The sequence below is a fragment of the Nonomuraea sp. NPDC049028 genome (genome assembly GCF_043197735.1).
GTDB lineage: Bacteria > Actinomycetota > Actinomycetes > Streptosporangiales > Streptosporangiaceae > Nonomuraea.
The window spans coordinates 686,923-700,010 of the sequence record NZ_JBICTR010000004.1 but is presented as its reverse complement, the minus strand read 5'-3'; the positions used below and the strand labels follow the sequence as shown (position 1 = coordinate 700,010).

The 13,088-nt window shown below is 69.8% G+C and carries 12 protein-coding genes; 3 read left to right on the top strand and 9 right to left on the bottom strand.

Annotation, left to right across the window (positions count from 1 at the left end):
- From ACGFJ2_RS18660 to ACGFJ2_RS18630, 7 genes are all read right to left on the bottom strand, one after another.
- Entirely contained in the window at nt 1–693 is a 693-nt protein-coding gene (locus ACGFJ2_RS18660; RefSeq protein ID WP_393469720.1) for a hypothetical protein, read from the bottom strand.
- Nucleotides 690–1,898: an ATP-grasp domain-containing protein gene (locus ACGFJ2_RS18655; protein ID WP_358173956.1), complete on the bottom strand. Its 1,209-nt coding sequence runs from the start codon at nt 1,896–1,898 to the stop codon at nt 690–692. Before ACGFJ2_RS18655 ends, ACGFJ2_RS18660 begins: the two co-directional genes overlap by 4 nt.
- Nucleotides 1,895–2,926 (bottom strand): glycosyltransferase family 2 protein, encoded by a 1,032-nt coding sequence (locus tag ACGFJ2_RS18650; RefSeq protein ID WP_393469717.1) that lies wholly within the window; start codon nt 2,924–2,926, stop codon nt 1,895–1,897. The genes ACGFJ2_RS18655 and ACGFJ2_RS18650 overlap by 4 nt, the downstream gene beginning before the upstream one ends.
- Nucleotides 2,919–4,139: a hypothetical protein gene (locus ACGFJ2_RS18645; protein ID WP_358173950.1), complete on the bottom strand. Its 1,221-nt coding sequence runs from the start codon at nt 4,137–4,139 to the stop codon at nt 2,919–2,921. The genes ACGFJ2_RS18650 and ACGFJ2_RS18645 overlap by 8 nt, the downstream gene beginning before the upstream one ends.
- A gap of 121 nt (nt 4,140–4,260) precedes the next feature.
- The gene (locus ACGFJ2_RS18640; RefSeq protein ID WP_357947922.1) at nt 4,261–4,623 is read right to left on the bottom strand and encodes a nuclear transport factor 2 family protein; all 363 of its coding nucleotides are present in this window, start codon (nt 4,621–4,623) and stop codon (nt 4,261–4,263) included.
- Nucleotides 4,624–5,619 carry a UDP-glucuronic acid decarboxylase family protein gene (locus tag ACGFJ2_RS18635; RefSeq protein WP_393469714.1) on the bottom strand — a complete coding sequence of 332 codons (996 nt, stop codon included), beginning with the start codon at nt 5,617–5,619 and terminating at the stop codon, nt 4,624–4,626.
- 346 nt (nt 5,620–5,965) lie between these two features.
- Nucleotides 5,966–6,337 carry a hypothetical protein gene (locus tag ACGFJ2_RS18630; RefSeq protein WP_358173940.1) on the bottom strand — a complete coding sequence of 124 codons (372 nt, stop codon included), beginning with the start codon at nt 6,335–6,337 and terminating at the stop codon, nt 5,966–5,968.
- 139 nt (nt 6,338–6,476) lie between these two features.
- On the opposite strand from ACGFJ2_RS18630, the gene ACGFJ2_RS18625 reads away from it, so the two are divergent.
- From ACGFJ2_RS18625 to ACGFJ2_RS18615, 3 genes are read left to right on the top strand one after another with little or no spacing between them, the layout of a single operon-like run.
- Nucleotides 6,477–7,004 carry a SigE family RNA polymerase sigma factor gene (locus ACGFJ2_RS18625; protein WP_358173938.1) on the top strand — a complete coding sequence of 176 codons (528 nt, stop codon included), beginning with the start codon at nt 6,477–6,479 and terminating at the stop codon, nt 7,002–7,004.
- Nucleotides 6,997–8,172: a hypothetical protein gene (locus ACGFJ2_RS18620; protein ID WP_393469710.1), complete on the top strand. Its 1,176-nt coding sequence runs from the start codon at nt 6,997–6,999 to the stop codon at nt 8,170–8,172. The genes ACGFJ2_RS18625 and ACGFJ2_RS18620 overlap by 8 nt, the downstream gene beginning before the upstream one ends.
- A 29-nt stretch (nt 8,173–8,201) precedes the next feature.
- The gene (locus ACGFJ2_RS18615) at nt 8,202–8,597 is read left to right on the top strand and encodes a hypothetical protein (protein WP_393469707.1); all 396 of its coding nucleotides are present in this window, start codon (nt 8,202–8,204) and stop codon (nt 8,595–8,597) included.
- Here the strand turns inward: ACGFJ2_RS18615 and ACGFJ2_RS18610 are convergent.
- Both ACGFJ2_RS18610 and ACGFJ2_RS18605 read right to left on the bottom strand, forming a co-directional pair.
- The gene (locus ACGFJ2_RS18610; RefSeq protein WP_393469704.1) at nt 8,578–9,828 is read right to left on the bottom strand and encodes an MFS transporter; all 1,251 of its coding nucleotides are present in this window, start codon (nt 9,826–9,828) and stop codon (nt 8,578–8,580) included. The genes ACGFJ2_RS18615 and ACGFJ2_RS18610 overlap by 20 nt on opposite strands.
- Nucleotides 9,829–10,012: 184 nt before the next feature.
- On the bottom strand, nt 10,013–13,081 hold the full coding sequence (locus ACGFJ2_RS18605; protein ID WP_393469701.1) for an NACHT domain-containing protein: 3,069 nt from the start codon (nt 13,079–13,081) through the stop codon (nt 10,013–10,015).
- Nucleotides 13,082–13,088 lie beyond the last annotated feature (7 nt).

The following is a 13,088-nucleotide window of genomic DNA, read 5'->3' as shown; positions in this document are numbered from 1 at the left end:
CTACGCGCTCTCCGAGCGGGCCTGGAGTGCCTTCGGCGTGAGCCTGCGGCCCAGCGACTCCCACCAGCGCTGCGGGCTGAGGAAGACGACGAGCGCCAGCACCACGTGTACGGCGATGAAGGCGTACGCCTCGTACTTGGTCGGCGCGTGGCCGATGAACACGCTCATGTGCGTGGCCCAATCCCAGACCTCGGGGATGGTGACAAAGGCCGGGTCGACGTGGTTGTTGACCGTCAGGAACGCCAGATCCTCCAGGCCCGACAGCATCAGCAGCAGCATGCCGTAGCCGAGCCGGCGCACCGTCCCCGCCGAGCCGCCGCCCAGCCGGAACGCCATGGCGAGGGAGACGATGATCAACGGGGTCAGCGTGAGGACGTGGTAGTAGAGGTCGTAGTACGCCTCCCTGGTGCCGGCCACCTCGGAGCCGAAGAAGAAGATCTTGGGCACGAAGTAGAGGAAGTACACCAGGAACGCCGCCGGGATCGCCAGCACGTGCAGCCGGAGGCGCCTGGCCCACTCCACGTCGAGCCGGGATATGGCCTCCGTGGCGAAGACGAAGGGCAGCAGCTTCACCAGGAAGATCCACAGCGACTTCACCTGGCGGTCGTGCGGCAGCCCGAACCAGACGAACGCCGCCGCCAGGACGGCCAGCGCCGCGAAGATCAGGAAGCCGAGGTGCTTGCGGGGGATCATTCTGAACCTCTCGTATCAGGCTCGATCACGAACCGGAGGGTGCGCAGTGCTTCGTCCAATGCCGTTTCCAGCTGCTCACGCGTGTCGGCGACCATGACCAGGTAGCCGAGCTTGTGGCCGGCCTGCGTGTAGGCGCGGACGTGCTCACCCACCGTCTTGAACACCTGGACGTCGACGACCTCGGGCATCCGCCGGAGCGCGTCCAGACCCTCGATCGCGGTGAGCACCCCGTCGACGTCGGCGGCCAGGATGCGCAGCACGGCCGTTCGGCGGCGCGAGACGCCGATGCGCAGCGGCTCGCCCAGGGCCAGCCGGATGGCCGCCTCGACGGTGTTCAGCCCGAACGCGTGCTGGACCATCAGCGGCATGCCGTTGCCGCCCAGCCTGGCGCCCATCTCGATGAAGCAGATGTCGCCGCCGGGGGTCAGGACGAAGTCGAAGTTGACCGGCCCGTGCCGGTGGCCGACGGCCGCGCAGATCGCGGCGACCGCCGCGCTCAGCCGCGCGTGCACGTCGTCGTCCAGGTCGGCGGGGACGACGTGGGACAGGCTGATCATCGCCGGTGGCCCGGTGATGACGCGGTCGGTGACCGCCATGAAGGCGAGCTCGCCGTCGGCGAAGAAGGACTCCACGGCGCAGTGCCGCCCGGCCACCAGCTCCTCGACGATCACCTGCCGGGAGAAGGAGTACTTCCAGGCGTGCTCGATGGCGCCCACCAGCTCGGCGGGACCGTCGAGCACGGTGATGCCCTTGCTGCCCGAGGAGTCGGCCGGCTTGACGATCAGCGGATAGCCCAGGCGGTCCGCCGCCTCGGTGAGCTCGTCGATGCTGTCGTGCTGGGCGTGGCGGTAGGTGGGCAGGCCCAGACGGCCGACCACCTCGCGGAAGAACCCCTTGTCCACCGAGCAGCGCAGCGCGTCGGGGGCGGGCTGGTGGGCGGTGCGGTAGAGGCGGCTCAGCTCGGCGACCGCCTCCTGGGCCGCGTCGCTGGCCGGCGAGATGACCGCCGCCACGTCGATCGGGCCCAGCGCCTGGGCGATCCCCTCCGGATCCCGGCTGGTCATGCAGAGGAACTGGTCGGCCTCGGCCGCGCCCAGGGCGTCCGGGCGCTGGTCCACGCCGATCACCCGGTAGCCGAGCCGGCGGCCCTCGCGGTAGGCGGGGAGCTGGTCCTCGCCGCCGCCGAGCACGATGAGGTTTCTCATGAGGCGTTCTCCCAGACCTCGGTGGCGACGTAGGGGGTCTCGTAGCCGTACAGGGCCTCGTCCGCGCGGATCGGGATGTTGGCCTCCCTGATCTGATAGCGGGGCGCGCCGATCGCCTGGACGCGCATCATCCGTACGAGATAGCGGGCGACCACCGCGAGCGTGACGAGCGTGACCAGGCCGGTGACCAGGCTGGCCTCCGCCAGCTCGGTCGGGCCGAACCGGCCCGCCAGCGCCAGCGCCAGGATCGCCACCCCGATCACCACCACGGCGGTGGCCAGCGCGCTGAGCCAGACCAGCGGCCGGAAGGAGAATCCGACGAAGAGCTCGATCGCGTGGGCGGCCAGCTTGCGCAGGTTCCACTTGCCCTGGCCGTCCAGGCGCGGCCGATGCGTGGTGGGCAGCGTCGTGTAGCGGGCGCCGAGCAGCGGCGCGGTGGCGATGAAGTACGGCGTGGACAGCCGGCTGTCCACCACCTTGCGCGCCACGCTGGTCTTGACGATGCGGAACACCGACGCGCCGGGCGGCAGCTCGATGCCCAGCCAGCGGCGGGCGAACGTCTGGTGGCCGCGGGTGCCGAGCCGCCGGTACCAGGCGTCCTGCCGGTTCTCGCGGACCGCGAACACCACGTCGTAGCCCTCGAGTGCCTTGTCCACCAGGCGGTGCATCTCCTGGGGAGGGGACTGGAGGTCGGCGTCGAACTGCACGGTCCACGGTTTCGAGGCGTACTTGAACCCGGCGGAGAACGCCGCTTCCAGCCCGAAGTTGCGGGCGAAGGAGAGGTACTTCACCCGGGGGTCCTCAGCCGCGAAGCCCTTGATCGCCTCAAGGGTGCCGTCCGTGCTCCCGTCGTCGACGAAGAGCAGCTCGACGTCGTCGTAGGCGGCCAGCTCGGCGCGGATCTCCCGGTACGCCCGCTCGACGCAGGCGATCTCGTTGTAGCAAGGAATCATGGCGGTGATGCCGGGCCGGGGGCGGTTCGCCGCTTTCGTGGCCGGTGGCTTCTCTCTCAGGGTGGAATCAGACATCCGCCGCGGCCCCTTTCTCTGGCGGCGCGGGATTCCCGGAGGGATCGAGCACCTTGACGAGCTTGATCTTGCCGTTGGGTTCCGGGGCGATCTCCTCGACCGGCAGGACGGTGACCTCCTGGTCGGGTACCGCGCGCAGGACCGCGTCCCGGATGTCGGCCGTCACGCCGGGACGGGCGTCATGGGCCAGCACCACCCGCACCTCGAGGGACCCCGGCCGGTGCTGGACCAGCTGCATCCGGCTCACCTCGGGGAAGCTCTGCACGGGGAAGGTGATGAAGTCGCCGTAGTAGCGCCTGCCGTCGGCGCCGGCGATCCGGTCCTGACTGCGGCCGATCACCTCCCGCACGATCGGGGTCGTGGCCACCCCGCACGGGCAGTCGTTCGGGCCGATCCGGACCCGGTCGCCGAGCCGGTAGCGGATCAGCGGCATCGCCTCGCTGTGCAGGCGGGTGATGAGGATGTCGCCTTCGCCGTCCTCCACCGAGACGGTCCCGTCCTCGTGCTCCACCTCCACCACCAGGTCGGACGAGCGCAGGTGCAGCGCCCCTCGCGGGCAGGTGCGGGCGATGGTGAAGACCTCGACGGAGGCGTACACCTCTCGGTGGGCCGCGCCGAAGTAGTCGAGGATCCGCGCCCGCGCGGTCGGCGACAGCCGCTCGCCGCCGAACAGCACGGTCCGTACGCCCCGATGCCGGACGCCACGCCGCCGCAGTTCGTCGACGACGCTGCGGATGACGTTGGGGAACCCGATCAGGAAGGTCGGCCGGGCCGCCAGGAACGCCGCCACCTGCTCGTCCAGCGAGCGGCCCGTCGGGATGTGGAAGTTACGCAGGACGCCGAAGCGCTCCAGAGGATGGCGCAGGAACGGATTGACGCGGAAGTAGGCGATCCGGTCGGTGGGGCGCAGGCCGTTGGACAGCATGTCCTGGAGGTAGGTCGCGCGCAGGTAGCCGAGATCCCGCTCGGAGTTGCGGATCGTGATCGGGATGCCGGAGGAGCCGCTGGTCGTGGCCGCTCGGGTGTTGTCCGGGGTGAAGCCGGCCGCGAGCAGTTCGTCGCCGGCCGTGCCGTGCAGATCCGTACGGTCCAGCACGGGGAACTCGGCCAGGTCCCGCGCGCTCTGTAATCGCCGGACCAGCGCGGGGTCGAGCAGCCGCCGGTAGTGGGGGACGTTGTCGTAGGCGTGGCGTACCAGGGTGCGTAACAGCATGGCCTGGAGGCGTAATTGCTCCGTGTGGTCGAGGCGCTCCCGCCGCCGGATCCGGGCCAGATGATAGGCGACCGGCGCGAGATTGATCGTGGATCGAAGCCTGCTCAGGGGGCCACCTCGCTCAACTGAAGGTGTTCTGGTCGTGCACGAGCAGCCACTGTCCGTCGATTACGGCGAAGTACAGCGTGAGGTAGTACGACTTCTCGTACGGCCGGCCTTCGGCATCCAGGTCGGCATAAGCGACGGACAGCACCGCCAATGCTGATTCGCCATAGGTCTCCGTCCGGATGACCGTCGGCTGGAGTGACCAATCAGGATCGCCGAACCAGGCGGTATGGAACTCGCCGATCGCGTCTTTTCCGGTGAGCAGCTTTCCGTTGGGCAGAATCACCGTGGCGTCCCGGTGGACGGTTGCCATGAATCCGGCCAGGTCACGGGTTTCTATCGCACGCAAATGCGCGGCGAGCGCTGGTGAGAATTCCATCTAGGGCGCCGCGGCGGTGAGGCCGGCCTGGTCTTCGGCGCCTTTGGCCTGCCATAAGTGCGGGTGCTCCTGGAACCAGGAGATGGTGCGCCGCAGCCCCTCCTCGATCGGCGTCCGCGGTTCCCAGCCCAGCCGGGTCCTGGCCAGCGTGATGTCGGGGCGGCGCACGGTCGGGTCGTCCTGGGGCCGTGGCGTGAACGCGATCCCCGACGCCGAGCCGGTGAGCTGCTTGATCCACTCGGCCAGCGCGAGCACGGACAACTCGTGCGGGTTACCGATGTTGACCGGGCCGCCCAGGTCCGAGTTGCACAGCCGGACGATCCCCTCGATCAGATCGTCCACGTAGCAGATGGACCTGGTCTGGGTGCCGTCACCGGCCACCGTGATCGGCTCGCCGAGCAGTGCCTGGCGGACGAACGTGGGGATCGCCCGCCCGTCGAACGGCCGCATCCGGGGGCCGAAGGTGTTGAAGATCCGCAGGATCGCCGTGTCGACGCCGTGGGCCCTGCGGAAGGCCATGGTCATCGCTTCGGCGAACCGCTTGGCCTCGTCGTAGACCCCGCGCGGGCCCACCGGGTTGACGTTGCCCCAGTAGCTCTCCGGCTGCGGGTGGACCAGCGGGTCGCCGTACGTCTCCGAGGTCGAGGCGAGCACGAACCGCGCGCCCTTCTCCTTGGCCAGTTCGAGCGCGTTGAACGTGCCGTTGGAGCCGACACGCAGCGTGTCGATCGGCAGTCGCAGGTAGTCCGTCGGCGAGGCGGGGGAGGCGAAGTGCAGGACGGCGTCCAGGTCACCGGGGACGACGAGGTGCAGCGACACGTCGGCCCGGACCAGCCGAAACCGCTCCTCGGCCATGAGGTGCTCGACGTTGGCCGGCGACCCGGTGAGGAAGTTGTCCACGCAGACGACCTGATAACCATCGGCCAGGAACCGTTCGCACAGATGCGAACCGAGAAAACCGGCACCACCGGTAATGGCCACGGTGGGGCGGTTCATAACAGCTTCTCGTGAAGTCGCCAGGTCAGGGCGCCCGAACAGGACAAGTTGTATTCCTCCAGCTTACTTGCGCGGCGTAACGCCCGCTGTCTTTATTTCCGGTAATGCGGCGGGCTGTGCTGCGTAAGATGTTTAATGTCCCGCTTTGCGATTTCGGGGCGATGCTATGTCGGCCTGCTCGCCAGCGTCAAGACATCTGTCATAGAGGAGCTTTCCGCCCGCCTCCATTCAGTAACCACTCGCTTGCGTTCTGGTCGATCCGTCCAGCGTCAGGGCCGTGCCGCTCCCGATGGCGGCGGCCGCAGAGGGCGCCGCCATCGGGAGCGCCGTCAACCGGCCCGGCGGGTCACCGGCTGATGCTGGGCGTCTGCCAGGTCGCCCCGGTGTTCATGTCGATCAGCTTCAGGAAGCAGCTGCCCTGGGACCCCACGGCGAAGGTGTAGGTGCGGGTCTCGCCGGCCGAGATGTAGAACGATCCCTCGTCGCCGAACCAGCGCCCGTTGGCGCAGACGAGGTTGAAGTCCACGTGCGCCGTGCTGCCCGCGACTTTCTGGTAGGAGGCGTCGTATCCGCGCGGGTCGATATTTACACACAAATATCCCACGCCCGTCGACGTGCACTGCGACGCGGCCTCGGCGGGCGCCCCGAAGGCCAGCAGACCGCCTGCCACGGTAAGCGCTGAAAGGGCAGTGGTAATGGTGCGACGGATGGCCTTCATTGCTCTCTCCTATTTCCTGGTCGGGGTCGATGGCATGGAATTTAGCAGCTCCCGGGTACGCATACTTTCCGTTTAATGGGCGGCCCGTGAATTGTGGTGGAAAAAGAAAATAGAGGGGGGACGCAACCTTCCTCCGCCCTTGCGTGTCCTTGTAGGGGTGGAGGATCCGCAGGACGGCGAGAGGTCGTTCGAATCATTCGTGGCCGCTCGGCTGGCGGCGCTGTACCGCTACGCCATGGTCCTGACCCGCGACCGGCACGACGCCGAGGACCTGGTGCAGGAGGCGCTGACCAGGACGGGGGTGCACTGGCGCAGGATCGTCCGCAAGGACGACCCGGAGGGCTACGTCCGCACGGCGATGCTGCGCATCATGACCAACCGCTGGCGGCGCCCCCGGCGGGAGGTCGCCGTGGCCGAGCCGCCCGAGCCCGCCGTGGAGGACAGCGGACTGGAAGGTCTGCTCGCCGACGCGAGCCTCAGGGCGCGGCTCGCCGAGCTGCCCCCGCGCATGCGCGCGGTTCTCGTCCTGCGCTACGTCGAGGAGCGCAGCGAGAAGGAGATCGCCCGCCTGCTGGGCTGCAGCGCCGGCACCGTCAAGAGCCAGGCGTCACGGGCGCTCGCCAGGCTGCGCACCGCTCTCGATACTCAGGAGGTCGATCATGGATGACGTGGAGTCGCGGCTGGGCGACGTGCTGGGCGACCCCGGCCGGACGGATCCGCCCGAGGGCCTCGCCGACCGCGTCCACCGGGGCGTCGCGGTCAGGCGGAGCCGGCGCCGGGCTCTGGCGTTCGCCGCGGCGGCGTGCGCGGTCGTGCTGGCGGTGGGCGTGCCGGTGGCGTGGCGGCAGATCGGGGGAGGGGAGCAGATGGTCGCCAACTCCATCGACGGGCTCGAAGACCTGGTCGACATGCCTGGTTCGGTCGCCTTGCCGAAAGAGACCAAGGACGCCGGCGACTTCTTTCCCGAGGCGCTGGGCGAGGACGGGTCCGTGCTGGGCCGGTCGGACAAGGCGAAGAAGCTGTGGGAGACGGGTCCGGACGGCGGCTCGCTGCGACCGCTGAACGTGGACGCGGGCGAGACACCGGCCACCGGATCGGGTATCCGCGTATGGCCGGGGACCAATATCGTCGCCCCGCTCTACTGCCAGGACCAGAACGGCATCACACCGGTCATGCCGTTGAACCTGGTCGGATCGCCGTTCTGGGTCAGCGGAGGGACGATCGTCGGCAGTGACCCGCAGATGCGGCCGTGGACGGCCAAGGGCTGCACCCAGGGAGCCCCGGTGTCCGGCGTCTCCGGCGAGGCGGTCGCGTTCTCCTATCCCGACCTGTTCGTGGCCGACCCCTTCGACGCCAAGGGCCTGCGCCAGGTGGACGTCGAGTCGGGGGCGGTGGCCGCCCGGCGCCCCCTGCCCGAGGGGGTGAACGTCCGGGCGACCAGTGCGGAGCGGTGGCAGCTCTGGCTGGCCGCGGCCAACCGTGACACGTTCGCCTGGGTCGTCGACGGCGTGCTCAGAACGGCGGACCGCGCCGACTGGCAGGTCACCGAGGGCCCGCGTGTCGGCCGGGCGGTGGAGCTCAACTGGGGCCTCACCGGGATGTCGAAGGGAAAATATCAAGCCATGTACGCCCACCTGGGCGCGCACCTCACCGCGGGCAATCGGCTCATCGTGTACACCGGGCACGCCGAGTTCGACGAGAGGCCCGGCTGGCAGTCTGTGGTCTACGACCCGCGCAGCGGACAGTCGTTCGAGCTCCAGGGCGTGGCGTACGCGGCCGGCGACTGGCTCCTGTGGAACGACGGCACCTCCTACCGCCTGGCGCGGGTCCGTTGATCGGACGCCCCTGGGTGATGATCGTGCTCGTGGCGCTCCCCACGGCCGTCAACCTGGCTGACGACGGGCTCACCTGGATCTGGACCCGATCCCTGCCGGGGCCCCTGCTCCACGCGATCGCGTGGGCCGGGCTGCTGGACGCGTGGCTGCTGCTCGACCTCCTCGCCGCCGTGGGCGTGCTGGGTGGCGCCGCCGTCGTGGCGGTGGCCGTCCGGCGCCCGGCGGTCGCCGCCACACTGCTCGGCCTGGTCGCGGCGGTCAGCCTCGCCGCCGTCCCGACCGGGTCGGAAGGGTGTCCGTCGCTCTGGTACGGCCTGGCGTACGCGGCGGCACTGGCGACGCTGTCGCGCTCTCGGCCGCGCCGAGACGCGGCCGAGAGTCGCGCCGATCCTCATCCGGCCTCGGTCAGCACTGGTCGAGGTTGATGCCCTTCGTCTCGCGGGCGGTCAGGAAGACCACCAGGCTGATCAGGCACAGGGCCGCGAGATACCAGGGGAACCAACTGGCGTGGCCGCTGTCCGTCAGCCGCTCGACGAGGTGCGGTGACGTGCCGCCGAACACCGCCACGGTCAGCGAATAGGGCATCCCCAGGCCGACCGAGCGCACCTGCGTGGGGAACAGTTCCGCCATGGCGGTCGGCGCGACGGAGGCGTAGCAGCCGAACAGCAGCAGCCCGACGGTCATCACGATCACCAGCGACTCGGGCGTCGAGTTCAGCAGCGTGAACAGCGGCACGATGAGCACCACATAGCCCCCGGCGAAGGCGCACAGCAACGGCTTGCGCCCGATCCGGTCGGACAGAGCGCCGTACAGGGGCAGGACCATGATCATGGCGGACTGCGCGATCACCGACGCCCACAGCGCCGACTCCGCGGGCATGCCGAAGTTGTCCTGTACGTAGCTGGGCAGGTAGACGAGGAAGGTGTAGTAGACGACCGTCGCGCCGACGGTGAATCCGACGACGCGGAGTCCGCTGACCGGATGCCTGCGGAGCACCTCCCAGGTCGGACGGCGCACTCTGAGGTCCCGTCCGGCCAGGAAGGGGCTGGTTTCGTGCAAGGTGCGCCGCAGTTGCAGGCCGTAGACCCCGAACACGGCGCCGATCGCGAACGGCACGCGCCACCCCCATTCGGCCAGGCCGGATTCGCCCAGGACGGTGAAGAGCAGTTCCGCCAGCAAGGTGGCGGTCAGGGGGCCGAGCGTGCCGGTGACGTACGCGAAGCTGGAGTAGAACCCCCGGCGGCCGGGCGGGGCGATCTCGGCGAGATAGGTGGCGGCGGCGGCCATCTCCCCGCCCGTGGACAGCCCCTGCACGATCCTCGCCACCAGCAACAACGCCGGTGCCAGCAGCCCGATCTCCGCGTACGTGGGGCACACCGCCAGGATCAGGCTGCCGCCCGACACCAGGAGCACGGCCAGCGTCATGCCGCCGCGCCGGCCGAACCGGTCGGTGTAGCTGCCGAGCAGGATGCCGCCGAGGGGGCGGAAGAGGAAGCCGATCGCGAAGATCATCATGGTTTTGACCTGGGCGAGCGCGGGGTCGTCCGCGGGGAAGAACTGGCCGGCGAAGAATACGGAGAAGATCGCGTACGCGTTCCAGTCGAACCATTCCAGCGCGTGGCCGATCGTGGCCGCGACGAGGCCGCGGCGCGACATCGGGCGAAAATGGCCGGCGGTGACGGGGGAATGGCGCATTGTGTCAGTATCACGCGCGACGTGGTCTTTCTGGGCGTGATTCGCGACCTGTGCTGGGGTCGTCGGCGTAATAGGGCGATTGGGAAAAAGCGACATTCTGCGATTTATGATGACAATATTGGTTATTATGTGTGACACATATTTGTCACACGGTCGCGAGAATGATGGTTTCGGTGGGTGGCAGTTCTCCGGTGGAGCGTCGTTCGAGAAGGGTGATCCCGGCCGCGAGCTCGCGGAAGGCGACGGCGAGCTCGTTGGCGCCGCGGGTGTCGGCCTCGGCGGCCAGGCAGAGGGTCGCCAGCCGCAGCGTCGTCGCGGTGCCTGAGGTGAGCCGCTCGCGGCGGGTGAACAGCGGCACGGCCGCCGCGCGCAGTCCGTCCGCGATCCGGTGCGCCCACGGAGCCGGCGTGCCCGCGTCGAGCGGCCCGAGGGCGCTCCTGAGCGCCTCGTCCACTGTGTGCAGCCTGCTCATCAGCGTGTCCGGCGGCACGACGTACGGGCCGGCCGGGAGGCTGGTCTGCTTGAGGAACGCCCGGGCGAACTGGGCCGGCCAGTCGGCGGGGGCCGTGTCCAGGCGCAGGACCCGCGCCAGAGCGTGCGACAGCGCGCGTCCCATGACCCGGTCGAGGGCCCGGTCGAAGGCGTGATCGAGGTCGAGCGCGTGATCGAGCACGAGGTCGGGGTCGAGCACGACATCAAGGGCGTCGGCCGCCGTCCACCCGCCACCGGGGTTCGCGGTCCGGGCGTGGGTGAAGGACGCGGCCAGGGTGTCGGCCATGGCGCGGGCGCGGGCGCGGTCACGCTCGTGGTCGAGGCATCGGCTGAGCGCGCGAACGTCGGCCTCCATCTGGTCGAGGCCGGCCGGGTGGGCGAGGCCGAACGCGTCGCCGATCCCTCGTACGTGACTGATGGTCCTGCTCAGGTCGAAGGCGTGGTCGAGAACGTGGTCGAGTGCCGGGTCGAAGACGGGAACGAGGTCGAGGCCGCGGCGCAGCACGCGGACGCCCACGATGGCGCGCAGCAGGAGCAGGCGGACGAAGGTGGGCATGGAGCGGCGGACGTCATCGTTGACATGCCGGATCAGCGTCGCGGCGGCCACCTCGTAGGGCTGCCCGGCGCCGGGAGGCGTCCACAGCCGGGGAGCGCGGTGATCGCCGGGTTCGCTCCAGACGCTCAGCGCCGGCGCCCCGGGGTTGAGCGAGCGCTGAACCACCGGATTCTCGATCTCGTCATGGGTCGGCAGCCGATAGACGGGCTCGTTGCCGGTCACACCGTTGACCCAGTCGACGAAGGCCGCCGCGTCACCCGCGCGTACCCCCGTGATCGGGTGGTCGCCGCACGGCCCGTACGCGATGGGCTCGACCCTGGCCGGGCCATCCGGCTCCGGAGCCCGCGTGTCCAGCACGTACAGCCAGTAGATGCCCGCGGTGATCGGGCGGGCGCAGACGCGTCCGCCGGCGCCGGTCCTGGTCAGGTGGCGCAGATGGTGGGCGACCAGGACGCCGGCCATGAGCCGGCGGCGCTCGGGGTCGGCGTCCGGGGTGAAGGCGGAGCCCAGGAGCCGGTCGAGTCGCGTACGCAGGGCGGGGTCGAGTTCGCTGCCCTCCTCGGCGCAGTCGAAGGCCAGGGACAGCGCGGTGACGGTGCCCGAGGACAGGCAGGCCGCCACGATCGGGTCGGCGTCGGAGCGGGCGGCGTACAGGAGGGTCGTCTCCCGCCACCACACGTCGTCGACGGCGGCGACCAGCACGTCGGGCCGGCCCTTGTCACGGATGTGCGCGGCGGCCAGGTACTCCTGGAAGGTGTGGTGGGCGAAGGAGTAGAGGTCGCTCTCGCGCTCGATGAGCAGGCCGTTCGAGCGGACGTCGCACAGGAGCTCCTCCGCGGTGAGCCGCGTCGCCATGCGGCGCAGGGCCGGCCGGATCTCGGCCAGTACGGCGGTGCTCGGCAGGTCGCGGACGCCGCGTTGCATCATCGCGTGCGCGACCCGGCGCAGCAGCACCTCCTTCTTGTCGCCGCTCAGCTCGAGCGGGAGCTTCTTGGCCTTCTGCCGCCGCCAGAGCATCACCTGGCAGATCTCGCTGTAGAGGCGCTCGCGGCTCTCCGGCAGGGCGCCCGGGTGGCGATGGACGTTGGCGATCATCGTCAGCAGCAGCGGGTTGATCGTCAGCTCGTACAGCTCGGGGGTGTGGTTGAGCCGGTCGAGCAGGTCGTCGGCCGCGGCCTCGGCGAGCCGCCGCGCGTCCTCGCCCGCCTCGCCGTGCTTTTCGACGGCGGTGTACCAGCCCCGGACGAACCGGTTGACCTGCTCGTCGGTGAAACCGCACACCTGGAGGACCGTCGCGCCGTCGACCCGGGCCGACAGGTAGCCCCGCGGCCGTGAGGTGATCGCGTAGTCGTTCTTGGGGTAGCGCCTGATCTGGGTCTCCACCCAGTCGGCGACGCTCCTGCGGTCGTCCTGGCCGGCGATCTCGTCCAGGCCGTCGAGCATGACGACGCAGTCGCCGTCGCGCAGCTTCTCCTCGAACCAGCCGGCCGGCTCCTTGACGCCCGGCTCCACCGTGTTCCGTACGAGCTGCGGCAGCGTGACCGTCGGGGCCGCCACGATCTCGGCGGCGTGGTCGCGCAGGTAGAGCAGGATCGGCACGCTACGCCGCCGTCCCCGCCCGGCCCGGCAGATCTGCTGGGCGGTGTGGCGCAGCAGGGTGCTCTTCCCGCTGCCCGGAACGCCGACGATCGCCAGCACCACGGGGCGCCGGCGGTCGAGGAAGTCGCCGATCGAATGGCGGTCGGTCACCTCGGCGGGCAGCTGGGCGAGCACGTCCTGGCGTACGTCACGCGGCGCCCGATAGGCCAGGCTCACGTCGACGAAGACCTCGTCCAGCTCGGGGGTGTAGTAGCCGATGGTCGGCAAGCCCTTGAGATCGATGTAGCGGAGGCTGCCCAGCAGGGACTCCCGGTAGCGCTTGTCGAACCGGGAGACGCGCCGCCCCACGGCCCGGTCGAGGCTGTCGACGATTCGCTGCCGCCAGCGCTCCACGACCTGCCCGGCGATCTGCCCGGCGAAGAGCGCGAGCGCGAGCAGGCCCTCGTAGAGCACGAGCAGGATGCCGGTGACCACCGGGTCGTCCCAGATCCGCGGTCCCCACGCGGCCACCGCCACCGATGGGGGAACGATGGCCGCCAGGAGCCACCTGACGAGCTTGCCGACCATCCGACCA